The sequence below is a fragment of the Caballeronia insecticola genome (assembly GCF_000402035.1).
GTDB lineage: Bacteria > Pseudomonadota > Gammaproteobacteria > Burkholderiales > Burkholderiaceae > Caballeronia > Caballeronia insecticola.
This window is the reverse complement of record NC_021287.1, coordinates 977,721-994,637: the sequence shown is the minus strand read 5'-3', so window position 1 is coordinate 994,637 and position 16,917 is coordinate 977,721. Positions and strand designations below refer to the sequence as shown.

The window sequence follows — 16,917 nt, the reverse complement described above, 5'->3', positions numbered from 1 at the left end:
CAAACGCGTCTCGCAGCAAGCGCTCGAAAAATCGCCTACTTTGTCGGGTAGAGGGCCACGGCGAGCCCCGGCAAAGGAGCGTTCCCGCATGAAAACGCTGAAGGTTCTGCTGATCGGCGCGCATGGCCGCACGGGACGTCTGATCGCGCGGCGCCTGCACGACGAAGCCATGCCGTTTCGCGCAATGCTGCGCAAATCCGCGCACAAGAGCGAGTTCGCGGCGCTGGGTGCGGAGATCGTGCTCGGCGACCTGACCCACGATTTCTCCCACACTTTCGACGACATCACTCACGTGATCTACGCGGCCGGATCGGCGGACACGGAAGGCGTTCACGAGGAGCGCGCGATCGACCGCGACGCCGTCATGCGCACCGCCGACTACGCGAAGCGCCGGCGCGTGCAGCAACTCGTCGTGGTGAGCGCGCTATCCGCGTTCGATCCGGCGCACAGCGGCTTCGCGCTACGCCACTACTCGCGGATGAAGCGCGAAGCCGACGAATACGTCGCGCGGCGCGGCGTGCCGTACGCGATTCTGCGTCCGGGCGCGCTCGCGGATGCGCCCGCGCGCGGCGCGATCGCACTCGCGGACGAAGCCACGAAACACGCGCCCGAAGTCTCGCGCGCGGACCTCGCGCGCATCGCGGTAGATTGCGTGACGCTCGGCATTCGTGACCGGATGATCGCGTTCGTCGGCGGCGCGGAGCCGATCGACGCGCTGCTCGATACGCTCAGGCCCGAACCTGCGACCCTCACGCGTCACGCCGCGCCGACCAGACGATAACCGACGCCCGTTTCCGTCACGATATGCTCGGGCTGCGCCGGATCGCGTTCGAGTTTCTGGCGCAAATGCGCCATGTAGATGCGCAGATAGTGCGGGCTCTCGACATGCGACGGCCCCCACACATCGAGCAGCAACTGGCGATGCGTGAGCACGCGGCCCGCATGGCGCACGAGCGTCGCCAGAAGGCGATATTCGATGGGCGTCAGATGCACGCCCTCGCCGTTCTTCGTGACGCGACGCAGCGCAAGATCGACGCTGATGGCGCCGAAGCTCACGGCCGGCGCCTCGCTCGTCTGCGCCTGATTGCGCCGCCGCAGATGCGCGCGAATCCGCGCCATCAGTTCGGAGACGCCGAAGGGCTTGGTCAGATAGTCGTCGGCGCCGGCATCGAGCGCGGCGACCTTTTCCTCTTCCTGCGTGCGCGCCGACAGCACGATGATCGGCAACTCGGTCCAGCCGCGCAGTTCGCGGATCACGTCGATGCCATCGGTATCGGGCAGGCCGAGATCGACGATCACGAGATCGGGCTTGCGCGTCGCGGCTTCGACAAGACCCTTTTGCCCCGTTTCCGCCTCGTGGACCGTCATGCCCTGCGCTTCGAGCGACACGCGCACGAAGCGGCGAATCTGCTTGTCGTCCTCGATCAGGACGACGGTAAAAGACGGCTCGCTCATGTTATCGATGAATATTTTTGGTGACGAACCGCCCGGCGGCGTCGGATCAGTCCGCAATCAAGGCAGAAGAATCGTGGAGCCGGTGGTCTTGCGCGCCTCCAGCTCTTCGTGCGCGCGCGCCGCATCGGACAGCGAATAACGCTGGCGCACGTTCGTCTTGACCTTGCCCGACGACACGACGTCGAACAGTTCGGCCGCCATCGTGTCGAGATCGGCGCGTTTGGCGATATAGCTGAAAAGCGTAGGCCGCGTGAAATACAGCGAGCCGCGCCCCGCGAGATCCGACGATTCGATCGGCGCCAGCGGCCCCGACGAATTGCCGAAGCTCACGAAGAGACCGAGCGGCGCGAGACAATCGAGCGAGCCGATATAGGTGTCCTTGCCGATCGAATCGTAGACCACTGGGACGCCCGCGCCGTTGGTGATCTCGCGCACGCGCTGCGTGAAATTCTCGCGCGTGTAGACGATCGGATGGTCGCAGCCGTGCGCTTTCGCAAGCTCCGCTTTCTCGTCCGAGCCCACCGTGCCGATCACGGTCGCGCCCAGCGCCTTCGCCCACTGGCACGCGAGCATGCCGACGCCGCCCGCCGCCGCGTGAATCAGCACGGTGTCGCCCGCCTTCACGCGATAGGTCCGACGCAGCAGATATTGCGCGGTGAGCCCTTGCAGCATGATCGACGCGGCATCTTCATAGCCGATCGAATCCGGCAGCGCGACGACGTAATCCGCCGACATCACGCGCTCCTCGGCATACGCGCCCGGCGGCCGCGATGCATAGGCCACGCGATCGCCCGGCTTGAATTGCGTGACGCCCTCGCCCACCGCCGTCACTTCGCCCGCGCCTTCCATGCCGAGGCCGCCGGGCAGCGGCATCGGATAGAGGCCGGTGCGGAAGTACACGTCGATGAAGTTGAGCCCCACCGCATGATGCTTGACGCGAATCTCGCCCTTGCCCGGCGCGCCTACGTCCACATCGACCCACTTCATGACTTCGGGGCCGCCTGCCTTGTCGAATCGGATTGCCTTGGTCATCGCTCGTTCGTCTCCATCGGTTCGTCAGGGCGCCCGCTCAAAACGCAGGCGCAAGTCGTCGAGAATCATGCGCGCCGTCGCGATGTTGGTCGCGCACGGCACGTTGTGCACGTCGCACGCGCGCACGAGCGCGTTGATGTCGGGTTCGTGCGGTTGCGGCGTCATCGGGTCGCGCAGGAAAATCACCATGTCGACGCGTCCTTCGGCCAGTTCCGCGCCGATCTGCAGGTCGCCGCCGTGCGGGCCGGAGAGCTTGCGCTCGACGTCGAGCCCGTGCGCCGCCGCGATGCGTCCGCCGGTCGTGCCCGTCGCGACGAGGCTGCATTGCGCGAGCGTATCGACGAATTCGCCCGCCAGCGCGACGATGTCGTCCTTCTTCATGTCGTGCGCGATCAGCGCGACACGTGTGGTCATGGTCTCTCCCTTCTTGTCGTTATCGTAATTTCAGTACGTGCCCGGGTAGGCGCCGCCGTCGATCAGCAGATTCTGTCCGGTGATGTAGCCCGCATGCACGCTGCACAGGAACGCGCACGCCCGGCCGAACTCGTCCGGTGTGCCGAAGCGCCCGGCCGGCAGGCTCTGCGCGCGGCGGGTGCGCATGTCCTCGATCGAGATGTTCTGCGCCTTCGCCTGCGCTTCCATGGTCACGGCGATGCGGTCCGTGTCGAAGGTGCCCGGCAGCAGGTTGTTGATGGTGACGCCCGTCGCCGCGACCTTGCGCGCCACGCCCGCGACGAAGCCCGTCAGCCCCGAACGCGCACCGTTGGACAGGCCGAGCACGTCGATCGGCGCTTTCACCGAAGAACTCGTAATGTTCACGATGCGCCCGAAGCCGCGCTCGATCATGCCGTCGATGGTCGCCTTCATGAGCTCGATCGGCGTGAGCATGTTCCCTTCCAGCGCCTTGATCCACATCTCGTGCGTGAACGTGCGGAAGTCGCCCGGCGGCGGCCCGCCCGCATTGTTGACGAGAATGTCCGGCGACGGGCACGCGGCGAGCGCCGCCGCGTGGCCTTCGGGCGTGGTGATGTCGCACGCGACCGCCTGCACGTTCACGCCGTATTGCGAGCGGATGCTCGCGGCCGTCGCCTCGAGCGTCTCCGCGGTGCGCGCGGTGATCACCAGATTGACGCCTTCGGCGGCCAGCGCCTCCGCGCAACCGCGTCCGAGCCCCTTGCTCGCCGCGCACACGAGCGCCGTGCGTCCCGCGATTCCCATATCCATCGTCCATCCTCCGTGATCGTTCGTCGTGTTGCCCCGGCACGCGCCTCGCGGCGCATGGTCTCTCGCGCAATTCTAGAAGAATCGGGGCGGCAACGTCGGCGGCGGGTCGCGGCGTGCCCTGCGAATCTTCTTAGGCGCGGGCGGCCTTTTCGATAAACTGTCGCCACTGTCCGCGCTGGCAGCGCGGTCGTCCGGCTGCGCCACCTCCCCGAGCGCGACGAGGCAGCCACCACACGAGCAGGACGCGCCCGGCGCGAGACCCATGAAACAAGACAGCCGTTTTCCCAATCTTTTCATCCTCAATCACCCGCTGATCCAGCACAAGCTCACCCACATGCGCGACAAGGACACGTCGACGCGCACGTTCCGCGAGCTGCTGCGCGAAATCACGCTGCTGATGGGCTACGAAATCACGCGCAATCTGCCGCTCACGACCAAGCGGGTGGAAACGCCGCTCGTCGAGATCGACGCGCCCGTGATCGCCGGCAAGAAGCTCGCGATCGTACCGGTGTTGCGCGCGGGCATCGGCATGTCGGATGGCCTGCTCGATCTCGTGCCCTCGGCGCGCGTCGGGCATATCGGCGTGTATCGCGCGGACGATCACCGGCCGGTTGAGTATCTCGTGCGCCTGCCGCCCGATCTCGAAGAGCGCGTTTTCATCCTGTGCGATCCGATGGTCGCGACCGGCTATTCGGCGGTTCACGCCGTCGACGTGATGAAGCGCCGCAACGTGCTGGCCGAGAACATCATCTTCGTCGCGCTGGTGGCCGCGCCCGAAGGCGTGCAGGTGTTCCAGGACGCGCATCCGGACGTGAAGCTGTATGTAGCGTCGCTGGATTCGCATCTGAACGAGCATGCGTATATCGTTCCGGGCCTGGGCGACGCCGGCGACCGGCTGTTCGGCACGAAAAACTGAAACATTGCCGGGCTTGGGCGCGACCGCCGCGCCCACGCTCGCGGCGGTTTGCGCAATGCGCGGCCGCGTACGCGATTTCGCCCTTTTTTCGGCGCTCCGGCGCGACTTTTCCCATGCGGACGCACGCGCGGCGGTGCTGAGAGCGCGTGCCGCCATGCTAAAATTTCGGTCTGTTCCTATTCGGGCGACGCCGGATCGGATCGCTCACGCGTCGATCCGCAGGCGAACCCGGCGCCCGCTTAAAAAGCGCCGCGCGCGAACGCGCATGGGTCGGTGCCAGCAGGTGCAAGCAGGCGCGAACAGACATTTACAGCACGACAGCACACTAGGCGCCCGGCACGAGGCCGCGCGCGATGGAGAAAGGTAATGGCGGGTCATTCGAAATGGGCCAACATCAAGCATAAGAAAGCAGCGGCCGACGCCAAGAGAGGCAAGGTCTGGACACGCCTCATCAAGGAAATCCAGGTCGCGGCGCGCATGGGCGGCGGCGAGGTCGATTCGAACCCGCGTCTGCGTCTGGCCGTCGACAAGGCCTATGACGCCAACATGCCGAAAGACAACATCAATCGCGCGATCCAGCGCGGCGTTGGCGGCGTGGACGGCGCGAACTACGAAGAAATCCGCTACGAAGGCTACGGCATCGGCGGCGCGGCGATCATCGTCGACACCATGACGGACAACCGCACCCGCACCGTCGCGGAAGTGCGCCACGCATTCTCGAAGTTCGGCGGCAACATGGGCACGGACGGCTCGGTGTCGTTCATGTTCGATCACGTCGGCCAGTTCCTGTTCGCGCCGGGCACGCCCGAAGACAAGCTCATGGACGCGGCGCTCGAATCCGGCGCCGATGACGTGGTAACGAACGAAGACGGCAGTATCGAAGTGATCTGCCCGGCGAACGATTTCCAGAAAGTGAAGGACGCGCTGGACGCCGCCGGTTTCAAGGCGGAACTCGCCGAAGTGACGATGAAACCGCAAACGGAAGTCGAATTCAGCGGCGACGACGCAGCGAAAATGCAAAAACTGCTCGACGCGCTCGAAAATCTCGACGACGTGCAGGAAGTCTATACAAACGCCGCGATCAACGAAGACTGAGCTTCGGATCGCGCCGGGGTGCGGCGGCAGTCGTGTGGACCGCCCCGCCCTCGCATGGAACATCTTTCGCTTCGGCTCTGGTGCCGGAGCAGCGCCGCTGAGTCGCTGAGCCGCCGCGGCGCCGCATCACCCGGGGAAGGCGCGTGACGCAGCCGCTGTCAGCGCGAGCCGCCTTCGCCGCCATGACACCCGTCATGCGCGCGTGTCGGGCGCGATGCAGCCACCGCTTTCATTCAAGCCGCTTTTAGTCAGGATTTCGGGGATTCAAATGAAGTTACTCGTCGTCGGTTCCGGCGGTCGCGAACATGCACTCGCATGGAAGCTCGCGCAGTCGCCGCGCGTGCAGATCGTCTATGTGGCGCCGGGCAACGGCGGCACCGCGCAGGACGAGCGCCTGCGCAACGTCGACATCACGGATCCGGCGGAACTCGCCGCTTTCGTCGAGAAAGAGCATGTCGCGTTCACGCTCGTCGGTCCTGAAGGTCCGCTCGCGGCGGGCATCGTCAACCTGTTCCGCTCGCGCGGCCTGAAGATTTTCGGGCCGAGCCGGGAAGCCGCGCAGCTCGAAAGCTCGAAGGATTTCGCGAAGGCGTTCATGAAGCGCCACAACATTCCGACCGCCGAGTACGAAACCTTCTCCGACACCGCCGCCGCCCACGCGTATATCGACGCCAAAGGCGCGCCGATCGTCGTCAAGGCGGACGGGCTCGCGGCCGGCAAGGGCGTGGTCGTCGCGATGACGGCCGAGGAAGCGCACGCCGCCGTCGATTCCATGCTCGCCGACAACAAGCTCGGCGATGCAGGCGCGCGCGTCGTGATCGAAGAATTTCTGGCAGGCGAGGAAGCGAGCTTCATCGTCATGGTGGACGGCAAGCACGTGCTCGCGCTCGCCTCCAGCCAGGACCACAAGCGGCTGCTCGACGCCGACCGCGGCCCGAACACCGGCGGCATGGGCGCTTACTCGCCCGCGCCGATCGTCACGCCGCAACTGCACGCGCGGGTGATGCGCGAAATCATCCAGCCGACGGTGCGCGGCATGGAAAGCGAAGGTATCCGCTTCACCGGTTTTCTGTACGCGGGCCTCATGATCGACGCGAACGGCAACCCGAAAACGCTCGAATTCAACTGCCGGATGGGCGACCCGGAAACGCAGCCGATCATGGCGCGTCTCAAGGGCGACTTTTCGAAGGTCGTGGAAATGGCAATCGACGGCAAGCTCGACAGCGTCGAACTCGACTGGGACCGCCGCACCGCGCTGGGCGTCGTGCTCGCGGCGCACAATTATCCGGACACGCCGCGCCGCGGCGACCGCATCACCGGCATTCCGGCGGAAACCGAGAATTCGGTGACCTTCCACGCGGGCACGACGCTCGCGGACGGCAAGCTCACGACATCCGGCGGACGCGTGCTGTGCGTGGTCGGGCTGGCGGATTCCGTGCGCGGCGCGCAATCCGTGGTCTACGATACAGTGAATCAGATCTCGTTCGACGGCATGCAGTATCGGCGCGACATCGGCTACCGGGCGGTGAACCGCAAGCATTCGGCCGACAAGCACTGAGGCTCGAGCCTCAGGCCTTAAGCGGCGCTGGCCGCCCGACTACCCGCGCTGCCGGACCTCGTGTCCGGCAGCGTGCTTTTGAGCTTTTTTTGACGAAGGGTTAACCCCGTCACTTCATGGCCGCCCACACGGCGTATAGCAGCAATCGATGAGTGAACCGAACAGCCGCGCGGAAACACGCACAGAACACGACGCATCCCACGATATCGAGGCCGTCCGCGCTTATCTGACGGGCCTGCAGACGCGCATCGCCGATGCGCTCGGCGCCTTCGACGGCACCGCCTTCGCAACGGACGCCTGGGCCCGCGAGCCCGGCGCGCATCTGCGTGGCGGCGGCGTCACGCGCATCCTGGAAGGCGGCGGGTTTTTCGAGCGCGGCGGCATCGGCTTCTCCGACGTGCAAGGCGACGCCCTGCCGCCCTCCGCGAGCGCCGCGCGCCCGCAGCTTGCCGGGCGCGGCTTCGAGGCGCTGGGCGTGTCGCTCGTGATGCATCCGCGCAACCCGCACTGCCCGACCGTGCACATGAACGTGCGCATGCTCACGGCGGTGAAACCCGGCGAAGCGCCGATCTTCTGGTTCGGCGGCGGCATGGATCTCACGCCGATCTACGGCCACGAAGACGACGCGCGGCATTTCCACCGGACCTGCCGCGACGCGCTCGATCCGTTCGGCACGGAGCTGTATCCGCGCTTCAAGACGTGGTGCGACGAGTATTTTTATCTGAAGCACCGCAACGAGCAGCGCGGCATCGGCGGAATTTTCTTCGACGATTTCTCCGAGCCCGGCTTCGAGCGCTCGTTCGCGATGATGCGAAGCGTCGGCGATGCGTTCCTCAAGGCGTATCTGCCGATCATCGAGCGCCGCCGCGACACGCCGTACACCGAGCAGGAGCGCGAGTTTCAGGCGTACCGGCGCGGGCGTTACGTCGAGTTCAATCTGGTGTTCGATCGCGGCACGCATTTCGGCCTGCAAAGCGGCGGACGCACCGAGTCGATCCTCATGTCGATGCCGCCCGTCGCGAACTGGCGCTACGACTGGGCGCCCCAACCGGGCACGCCCGAGGCACGGCTCTATTCGGATTTCCTGGTGCGGCGGGAATGGCTGTGACCCGGGCCGCGATGAACCCGGCGGCCACGGCCGGCGCGCCGTGCGCGAAACGCGTCGGGCTGTTCGGCGGCACGTTCGATCCGATCCACGACGGGCATCTGGCGCTGGCGCGACGCTTCGTCGAGTTGTTGCAACTGACCGAGCTCGTGCTGCTGCCTGCGGGCCAGCCGTGGCAGAAGGCGGGCGTGTCGGCGCCGGAACACCGGCTGGCGATGACGCGTGCGGCGGCCGCGTCGCTCACGCTCGACGGCGTGCGCATCACCGTCGCCACCGATGAAATCGAGCGCGAAGGCGCGACCTATACCGTCGACACCCTCGCCCACTGGCGCGAGCGCGAAGGCGCGGACGCCTCGCTTTCGTTGCTGATGGGCGCGGATCAACTCGTCAAGCTCGATACCTGGCGCGAGTGGCAGCGGCTGTTCGACTACGCGCACGTCTGCGTGGAAACGCGCGCCGGCTTCGACGTGGCGACGCTGCCCGCCGCGGTGGCCGCCGAATTCAAGCGGCGGCGCGCATCGCCCGAAGTGTTGCGCGCGAGCCCGCACGGGCACATGCTCATCGACGAAACGCTGCTGCTCGACGTATCCGCCACGGCGATCCGCGAAGCCGCACGCACGATGACCGACGCGCCCGAAGCACGCAATCAGGTCCCGCCGGCGGTATGGGACTATATTGTTCAACATCACTTGTACCGGACACGGTAAAGACACGGTAAATATGGAAATTCAGAAGCTGCAACGCGCGATCATCGACGGTCTGGAAGACGTCAAGGCGCAAGATATCAAGGTGTTCAACACATCCCACCTGACGTCGCTGTTCGACCGCGTGGTCGTGGCGAGCGGTACGTCGAACCGGCAGACCAAGGCGCTTGCGAACAGCGTGCGCGAGAAGGTCAAGGAAGCGGGTGGCGACATCATCAGCACGGAAGGCGAAGAGATCGGCGAATGGGTGCTGGTCGATTGCGGCGACGCGGTCGTGCACATCCTGCAACCGGCGCTGCGCCAGTACTACAACCTCGAGGAAGTCTGGGGCGACAAACCCGTGCGCGTGAAGCTGCAGAAGCCGAACATGTTCGGCGGCGCGAACGTCACGGCCGAGGATGACGAAGACGACGAAGAAGCGGCACCGGTCGTCAAACGTCCCGCGCGCAAGACCGCACGCAAGCAGGCATCCTGACGTAGCGTCGTTCCATGAAGCTGGTCATCCTAGCCGTCGGACACAAGATGCCCGACTGGATCACGAATGGCTTCGACGAGTACGCGAAGCGCATGCCGCCGGAACTGCGCATCGAGCTCAAGGAGATCAAGCCTGAGCAACGCTCGTCGGGACGCAACGCCGAGAGCGTCATGGCGGCGGAGAAGCAGCGTATCGAAGCCGCGTTGCCGAAGCACGCGCGCATCGTGGCGCTCGACGAACGCGGCCGCGACTGGACCACGATGCAACTCGCGAGCGCCCTGCCCGGCTGGCAGCAGGACGGGCGCGATGTCGCGTTCGTGATCGGCGGCGCAGACGGACTCGACGCCGAAGTAAAGGCGCGCGCCGAACTGCTGCTGCGCGTGTCGAGCCTGACGCTGCCGCACGGCATGGTGCGCGTGCTGCTCGCCGAACAGCTTTACCGTGCGTGGAGCATCACGCAGAATCATCCTTATCATCGCGCGTGAGGCATTCCGATAGTTGGATCTTGATGCCGTGTATGTCGAACGCGCGGACTTCAGAAATCCGACTTTCCGATGCCGACCTATCCCTTCGTTTATCTCGCCTCTCAGAGTCCACGCCGTCAGGAGTTGCTGCGCCAGCTCGGCGTGCAGTACGAGCTTCTCCTCCCCCGTCCCGATGAAGACGCCGAAGCGCTCGAAGCCGAGCTTCCCGGCGAATCCGCCGATGCGTACGTGCAGCGCGTCTGCGTGCTGAAGGCGCAGGCGGCGCGCGCACGGCTGCTCGCGGCGGACAAGCGCGCGGCGCCAATTCTCGTCGCGGATACGACCGTCACCGTCGATGGCCTGATTCTCGGCAAGCCGCTTCACGAGGAAGACGCCGTCGCGATGCTCGAACGCCTCGTCGGGCGCGAGCACGAAGTGCTGACGGCGCTCGCCGTGGTTCATGCCGACGGCGCCCTGGCCGAACCTGCGCTGTCGCGCTCGACGGTGCGATTCGCGTCGGTCGGGCGTGCTGCGCTGCAACGGTACGCCGCATCCGGCGAGCCGCTCGGCAAGGCCGGCGCGTACGGCGTGCAAGGCCGCGCGGCCGAGTTTATCGAGCGAATCGACGGGTCCTATTCAGGTATCATGGGTCTGCCCCTTTACGAAACCGCAGCTCTCCTGCGCGTGGCGCGCGTCGAATTCTAAACAGGCCATGAACGAAGAAATCCTGATCAACGTCACACCGCAAGAAAGCCGCGTCGCACTGGTTCAGCAAGGCGCCGTTCAGGAGCTTCACGTCGAACGCACGCTCTCGCGCGGACGTGTCGGCAACGTCTACCTCGGCCGGGTCGTGCGCGTGCTGCCCGGCATGCAGTCCGCATTCATCGATATCGGGCTCGAACGCGCCGCGTTTCTGCATGTCGCCGATATCTGGCATCCGCGTATCGCGGGCGAGCCGCATTCGTCGGCGCCGCATGTGCCGATCGAGAAGATCGTCTTCGAAGGGCAATCGCTGATGGTGCAGGTCGTGAAGGACCCGATCGGCACGAAGGGCGCACGGCTGTCGACACAAGTGAGCATCGCGGGGCGCACGCTGGTTTATCTGCCGCAGGAGCCGCATATCGGCATCTCGCAAAAGATCGAGAGCGAAGCGGAACGCGAAGCCGTGCGCGCGCGCCTGACGGCCGTGCTGCCCGTCGATGAAAAAGGCGGCTATATCGTGCGCACCATCGCCGAGGATTCGAGCAGCGAAGAGCTGGCGGCGGACGTCGCGTATCTGCGCAAGACCTGGGCGACGATCGTGGCGCAGGCGCAGCGCGTGCCGCCCACCACATTGCTCTATCAGGATCTGAATCTCGCGCAACGCGTGCTGCGCGACTTCGTCAACGACGAGACCACGCGCATTCAGGTCGATTCGCGCGAGACGTATCAGATGCTCGCGGATTTCGCGGCGGAGTTCACGCCGGCGGTGGCGTCACGCGTGCATCACTACACCGGCGAGCGGCCGCTATTCGATCTGTACAACATCGAGGCGGAGATTCAGCGGGCGCTGTCGCGGCGCGTCGATCTGAAGTCGGGCGGCTATCTGATGATCGATCAGACCGAGGCCATGACCACCATCGACGTCAACACGGGCGGCTATGTCGGCGCGCGCAATTTCGACGACACGATCTTCAAGACCAATCTCGAAGCCGCGCATACGATCGCGCGGCAACTGCGGCTGCGCAATCTGGGCGGGATCATCATCATCGATTTCATCGACATGGAGAATGTCGAGCATCGGGACCAGGTGCTGGGGGAATTGAAGAAGGCTTTGTCGCGGGACCGGACGCGCGTGACGGTGAACGGCTTCTCGCAGCTCGGGCTCGTCGAAATGACGCGCAAGCGCACGCGGGAATCGCTCGCGCACGTGTTATGCGAAGCGTGCCCCACGTGCGAGGGCAAGGGGCAGGTTAAGACGCCGAGAACCGTGTGCTACGACGTGCTGCGCGAGATCATGCGCGAGTCGCGGCAGTTCAATCCGCGCGAGTTTCGCGTGGTGGCTTCGCAGCAGGTCATCGATCTGTTTCTCGAGGAAGAGTCGCAGCATCTGGCAATGCTGATGGACTTTATCGGCAAGCCGGTTTCGTTGCAGGTGGAGAGTAATCTGAGTCAGGAGCAGTATGACATTGTGTTGATGTGAGGGTGGCCACCCTCATGCCTTAGGAGGCGCGCTTCGCGAGCGCGTGCTCCACGCAAAGACAAAATCCCCGTTTTGAATTCGTGATAATCAAAAAATCAATGCGGCTAGAAGCCCCGCCGGACGAGGGTTTCGGGCCGTTGTTGAATCCGATTGATCAACGCGCCCGCAATCAACCAATTAAACGCTGAAAGCCCGTCCATCAGGCTTTGCAGGCCGCGTTGAGTTCCTCTTTGAATTCCGCCGCCCTGTGCGCTTTAACAGTTGCTTGAGTAAGGCTTTAACAGGCGGCGTAACCGCACCCTGACGGCAACTGTGCGGCGCCGAGAAGGCGCCCGACGCTACGCCGGGCAAACCACAGCCCGCCCGATCAAGAAACGACCCGCGAGAACGGCCTAGGCGTTCTTGACATGCATCAACGATCGCTTCTGGCACGTCAACGTTTGCGACCTCGGCGCGTTTACGGGGCGACAGGCTTTGTCTGTCACCATTTGCCTAAGGATTTGCATGAAAGCTCTTACCACTGCGGTATTGCTGATGGCCTCCGCCGTCAGCCTCACCGCATGCGTTGTCCCAGCCCCGATGGTGGCTGAACCAGCGCCGGTAGCCGTTGCGCCAGTCGGAATTTCGGTTGGCTGGTATGGCGACCGCTACTACGACGGTCATCGCTATTACTCGCGCGACGAATGGATGCGCCGGCATCCCAACGACCAAAGCTGGCACGGTCAACACGACGACCACGCCAGCCGCGATGGATATGGCACGCCCCATCGTAGCGGTGATGCCGAGCGGGAGGCCCGTCGCAGCGGCGATCGCAGCGAGGATGATCGCCGCCATGATCATCGTGATCAGTAACGGCTGAATCTGTCGGTGGCGAAGCGGCATCGTTCGTATCAGCCTGGCCGGTGACGCCCGCGCCGGGCCGCTAACACGACGCACAGCCGCTTGCCTACGCAGGCGATATCATCGCGCTGCGACGCTCCGACAGACGGCCGTTAATAATTAGCCCTCGCGCCGAGGCCGGGAGTATCGGCGCACCGCTACAGAACAAACGTACGGTCCGGAAAGACGGGCACAAAAAAGCCGACTTGCGAGAGTCGGCTTTTGCGTTTCAGCGAGCGGCGTCTGGATTACTGCTATTCAGCACTGTGTCCGCTACGTGCATAGCGGCAGCAAGGGGGCCTGGGAATCGACCTGTCGATGCATTCACCCCGCCGATGTTGGTTGCAAGGGAAACACCGCCGCGATGCAGCCAGTGTTGCGGAGCGTAACGTCGATAAGCATGCCGTCCGTCGTGCCAGTTCCAACCGATCACGCCGCCTGCTGCTGATACTGAATCCGGTGCAGATGCGCATACAACCCGTCCTTGCGCAACAGTTCCGCATGACTTCCCTGCTCGGCAATGCGCCCCGCTTCCATCACCAGAATGCGATCCGCGCGCTCGATGGTCGACAGCCGGTGCGCGATAACGAGCGTCGTGCGCCCCTTCATCAGCGTCTCCAGCGCCGACTGCACGTGGCGCTCCGACTCCGAATCCAGCGCCGAGGTGGCTTCGTCGAGAATCAGAATCGGCGCATCTTTGTAGATCGCGCGCGCGATCGCCAGACGCTGACGCTGGCCGCCCGACAACCGCATGCCGTTGCCGCCGATAAGCGTATCGATGCCATCCGGCAACGCGGACACCACATCCGCGAGATTCGCCGCCGTCAGCGCCGACATCACGCGCGCGCGGTCGGGCGTTTGACCGTACGCGACGTTCGCCGCGATCGTATCGTTGAAGAGCACGACGTCCTGGCTCACCATCGCCAGTTGGCCGCGCAGGTCGTGCAGTCCGTATTCGGGAAGCGGCACGCCATCGACAAGCACCTGGCCGCCGTGCGGATCGAAGAAACGCGGCAGCAGATTCACCAGCGTCGTCTTGCCGCTGCCAGACGGACCCGCAAGCGCGACCATCTCGCCGGGCGCCACCTTGAACGACACGCGATCGAGCGTCGGCCGGTCGACCGAGCCGTAAGTGAAGGTCACATCGCGGAATTCGACTTCGCCGCGCGCGCGCTCCAGACGCCGCCCGCCGCCCGCAGGCTCGGCGGGTTCGTCGATCAGGCCGAAGATCAGCTCCGCCGCCGTCATGCCGCGCTGCAAGGGCTGATTGATGTCGATCAGATGCTTCAGCGGCGAAATGACGAGCAGCATCGACGTGACGAACGCGACAAAGCCACCGACCGTCGTCTGGTCGTTGGCGGACTGGACGACCGCGATCGTGATGACGATCGCAAGCGCAATTGACGCGAGAAACTGCGTGAGCGGCTGCGCGAGCCCGCCCGACACCTGCATGCGCATGGAGTAGCCGCGCAGGCGATGGCTCATCTCGTTGAAGCGCCCCATCTCGTACGGCTCGCCGTTGTGCACCTTCACGACCTTGTAGCCGCCGACCGTCTCCTCGACGATATACGACAACTCGTTCGTGAGCGTCTGATGCTCGCGGTTAAGACGGCGCAGACGCCGGTTGATCTTGCTGACGAGCCAGCCGATCGCCGGAAGAATCACCGCGACGATCAGCGTCAGGCGCCAGTTGAGGATGAACAGATAGCCGAGCAGGAACACGACCGTGAGCGAATCGCGCACCAGCGTCACGACGACGCTCGACAGCACGCTCAGAATCTGATTGACCTCGAAGACGATCGCGTTGATGACCGTGCTTGCCGTCTCGCGCTGAAAGAAGCTCGCGCTCGTATGGATCATGCGCTGAAACATTTCGAGCCTGAGTTGCAGCAGGATCTTGTTCGTCACGTACGAGAGAAAGTAGCCCGACGCGTACTGCGCCGCGCCGCGCACGAGCGCAAGACCGATCACGGCGGCGGGCACGATCCACTTCGCATGGTCGCTGCTCTTCGAGCCGAAACCGTGGTCGAGCAGCGGCTTGAGCAGCATCGGAATGCCCGCCTCGGTCGCCGCGACGATACCCATGGTCAACAGACCGAGCAGCACCATGCCCATCAGCGGGCGAATGTACGGCCAGAGCCGCTTCATCACGGCCGTCGGCGACGAGCTTTCCGTGCCGCCGATCGGCTTGCGCAAACCTGCATCATTGTTCAAGGATGTATCTCCACTTCGCCCGGCGCTGGAAGTGCGTGGCCGCGCGGCGTTTGTTGGTATTGTCGTCAGCCGGGCGGACGGGGGTAGCAATCGGCGTATCGGTTCATCGTCCGATCCGCCGATCAATCGATCAATCGATCAGCCAGTCAATCTTTCAGCCGGTCAGCCTTTTAGCCGATCGGCCCGCGGCCCGGCTTGCCTTGCGGCTGGCGCGCGTCGTGCGTGATGACCGCGAGCAGCACGGCCCAGATAAGCGCGATGAGCGCGGTACTCATGACCACGGTGAACACGTCGATGCTCAAACCGAAGATGATAACCGACCCCGACACCGCGATTCCGCAATACGCGGCTGTCGAAACATCGCGATGGGGCGACTTCCGGTAGCGCACGAAATACACGAGCGGCCCGAAATAAATCAATGCCAGACAGACGACGCCCGCGGCGCCCAGTTCCGCGATCGTCGAGAAAAACTCGCTGTGGGCGCGCTGATTGACGATATAGGCCGGCACCTCGCCCTTCGTCGCCAGACTCTTCAGCGACGATTCCAGATGCCCCTTGCCCACGCCCGTCACCGGATGCGCCTCGAACAGGTAAATGGACGCGCGCCACAGTTGCAGACGTGCGCCGATCGAACTATAGGCCGCCGAACCCTCCGCCAGATGGACGATGTCCGAGCGCGTCGCCATGACGCGCTCCCGGCCGAGCGGCGAGGCGAGCAGCGCCGACATGGCCAGCACGGCGACCAGCAGCGCGATGAGCCAGTGCCGAATCTGCCTGACCCAGCCGAAATTGAGCGAGCACAGCACCAGAAACAGCGGGATCGCGAGCCAGCCGCCGCGCGTGCCCGACAGATACGACGCATACACGCCGCCCGCGAGACCCAGCACCTTCACCGCGATGCCGAGGCGCTTCGCGAGCACGTTCGGATAGTGGTCCCAGCGGATCGTCATCGCGGACAGGAAGCCGAGCAGCAGCGCCGTGTTGCCGTAGGGAATCGGATTCGTGAAATCGTTGCCGAGGCGGTTGAGATCGTTGATCGTCGTGTGGATGTCGCTGTACAGCGCCCACGCGCCCGCGCCGATCGCCCCGAGCGCGCAGCCCCAGCCGAACCACTTCAGGTTCTTGATCGGAACATTCACGAGCAGCAGAAAAATCGGCAGACTCAGCGCGAAACGCGACATACCGTCGAATTCGCGCGGCAGGAAGTAGCCCTCGATGGCCTGCTGCAGCGGCAGATAGAGCATGAAGCACAACATGCCTGCGGCATACCAGGGATAAGCGGAGACGAGCAGACTGCCCTTGAGCCGAAACGGCTTGCTGAAGCCGGCGAACAATGCGATGGCGAGCAGCACGAAGAAGCAATAACCGGTTCCGCCCCGCACGATGAGCGTGCTCGCGGGCGCCAGCAAGACCATGCTGGCGATGACGTAACGGAGATTTTTTTCCAAATCGATGAACCTGACATGGGATTGACCGGCCGGCCCGGTCGCATGTCCCAAAAACCCGCGCTATTATAGCCGTTACCGCCTGGCACGCTCTTCGCTCCGGGGTCGCCCGACCTCGACCGGGGACGCGCGCGAGGCAATCCATGCGTTGTGAATCCGCGTTGTGAAT

The 16,917-nt window shown here is 64.6% G+C and carries 17 protein-coding genes; 11 read left to right on the top strand and 6 right to left on the bottom strand.

The genetic code is table 11. The features are described 5' to 3' along the window. The first annotated feature begins 88 nt into the window (after nt 1-88). Complete coding sequence (locus BRPE64_RS04580; protein ID WP_016344857.1) at nt 89-781, top strand: SDR family oxidoreductase; 693 nt, start codon at nt 89-91, stop codon at nt 779-781. Here the strand turns inward: BRPE64_RS04580 and kdpE are convergent. Genes kdpE through BRPE64_RS04560 form a run of 4 tightly spaced genes read right to left on the bottom strand, consistent with a single transcriptional unit; the run spans nt 757 to nt 3,711 of the window. Continuing rightward, complete coding sequence (kdpE, locus tag BRPE64_RS04575; protein WP_016344856.1) at nt 757-1,455, bottom strand: two-component system response regulator KdpE; 699 nt, start codon at nt 1,453-1,455, stop codon at nt 757-759. The genes BRPE64_RS04580 and kdpE overlap by 25 nt on opposite strands. A 57-nt stretch (nt 1,456-1,512) precedes the next feature. After that, nucleotides 1,513-2,487 carry a quinone oxidoreductase family protein gene (locus BRPE64_RS04570; protein ID WP_016344855.1) on the bottom strand — a complete coding sequence of 325 codons (975 nt, stop codon included), beginning with the start codon at nt 2,485-2,487 and terminating at the stop codon, nt 1,513-1,515. 24 nt (nt 2,488-2,511) lie between these two features. Next, nucleotides 2,512-2,901, bottom strand: coding sequence for a methylglyoxal synthase (locus tag BRPE64_RS04565; protein WP_016344854.1), 390 nt, complete (start codon nt 2,899-2,901; stop codon nt 2,512-2,514). A 30-nt stretch (nt 2,902-2,931) separates the two neighbouring features. Continuing rightward, the gene (locus BRPE64_RS04560; protein WP_044041248.1) at nt 2,932-3,711 is read right to left on the bottom strand and encodes an SDR family oxidoreductase; all 780 of its coding nucleotides are present in this window, start codon (nt 3,709-3,711) and stop codon (nt 2,932-2,934) included. Nucleotides 3,712-3,973: 262 nt separating this feature from the next. On the opposite strand from BRPE64_RS04560, the gene upp reads away from it, so the two are divergent. From upp to BRPE64_RS32240, 10 genes are all read left to right on the top strand, one after another. Further along, on the top strand, nt 3,974-4,627 hold the full coding sequence (upp, locus tag BRPE64_RS04555) for a uracil phosphoribosyltransferase (protein ID WP_016344851.1): 654 nt from the start codon (nt 3,974-3,976) through the stop codon (nt 4,625-4,627). A gap of 366 nt (nt 4,628-4,993) precedes the next feature. Next, complete coding sequence (locus BRPE64_RS04550) at nt 4,994-5,722, top strand: YebC/PmpR family DNA-binding transcriptional regulator (protein ID WP_016344850.1); 729 nt, start codon at nt 4,994-4,996, stop codon at nt 5,720-5,722. A gap of 268 nt (nt 5,723-5,990) precedes the next feature. Beyond that, nucleotides 5,991-7,280 carry a phosphoribosylamine--glycine ligase gene (gene purD, locus BRPE64_RS04545; protein WP_044041247.1) on the top strand — a complete coding sequence of 430 codons (1,290 nt, stop codon included), beginning with the start codon at nt 5,991-5,993 and terminating at the stop codon, nt 7,278-7,280. A gap of 148 nt (nt 7,281-7,428) precedes the next feature. After that, nucleotides 7,429-8,388, top strand: coding sequence for an oxygen-dependent coproporphyrinogen oxidase (hemF, locus tag BRPE64_RS04540; RefSeq protein ID WP_016344848.1), 960 nt, complete (start codon nt 7,429-7,431; stop codon nt 8,386-8,388). After that, nucleotides 8,379-9,092 (top strand): nicotinate-nucleotide adenylyltransferase, encoded by a 714-nt coding sequence (locus tag BRPE64_RS04535; RefSeq protein WP_044041246.1) that lies wholly within the window; start codon nt 8,379-8,381, stop codon nt 9,090-9,092. Before hemF ends, BRPE64_RS04535 begins: the two co-directional genes overlap by 10 nt. 13 nt (nt 9,093-9,105) lie before the next feature. Further along, nucleotides 9,106-9,564, top strand: a complete 459-nt coding sequence (gene rsfS / locus BRPE64_RS04530) for a ribosome silencing factor (protein WP_016344846.1) — start codon at nt 9,106-9,108, stop codon at nt 9,562-9,564. 14 nt (nt 9,565-9,578) lie between these two features. Continuing rightward, a complete protein-coding gene (rlmH, locus tag BRPE64_RS04525) occupies nt 9,579-10,049 on the top strand; it encodes a 23S rRNA (pseudouridine(1915)-N(3))-methyltransferase RlmH (protein WP_016344845.1) in 471 nt (156 codons plus the stop codon). Between the two features lie 69 nt (nt 10,050-10,118). Beyond that, nucleotides 10,119-10,733, top strand: a complete 615-nt coding sequence (locus BRPE64_RS04520) for a Maf family protein (protein ID WP_016344844.1) — start codon at nt 10,119-10,121, stop codon at nt 10,731-10,733. A gap of 7 nt (nt 10,734-10,740) precedes the next feature. Next, nucleotides 10,741-12,210, top strand: coding sequence for a ribonuclease G (rng, locus tag BRPE64_RS04515; protein ID WP_016344843.1), 1,470 nt, complete (start codon nt 10,741-10,743; stop codon nt 12,208-12,210). Between the two features lie 504 nt (nt 12,211-12,714). Next, nucleotides 12,715-13,062: a PXPV repeat protein gene (locus BRPE64_RS32240; RefSeq protein WP_084675720.1), complete on the top strand. Its 348-nt coding sequence runs from the start codon at nt 12,715-12,717 to the stop codon at nt 13,060-13,062. Between the two features lie 456 nt (nt 13,063-13,518). On the opposite strand, the gene msbA is transcribed toward BRPE64_RS32240, so the two are convergent. Then, nucleotides 13,519-15,237 (bottom strand): lipid A export permease/ATP-binding protein MsbA, encoded by a 1,719-nt coding sequence (gene msbA, locus BRPE64_RS04505; RefSeq protein ID WP_232519208.1) that lies wholly within the window; start codon nt 15,235-15,237, stop codon nt 13,519-13,521. Between the two features lie 236 nt (nt 15,238-15,473). Further along, on the bottom strand, nt 15,474-16,751 hold the full coding sequence (locus BRPE64_RS04500; protein ID WP_016344840.1) for an O-antigen ligase family protein: 1,278 nt from the start codon (nt 16,749-16,751) through the stop codon (nt 15,474-15,476). Between the last annotated feature and the right edge of the window lie 166 nt (nt 16,752-16,917).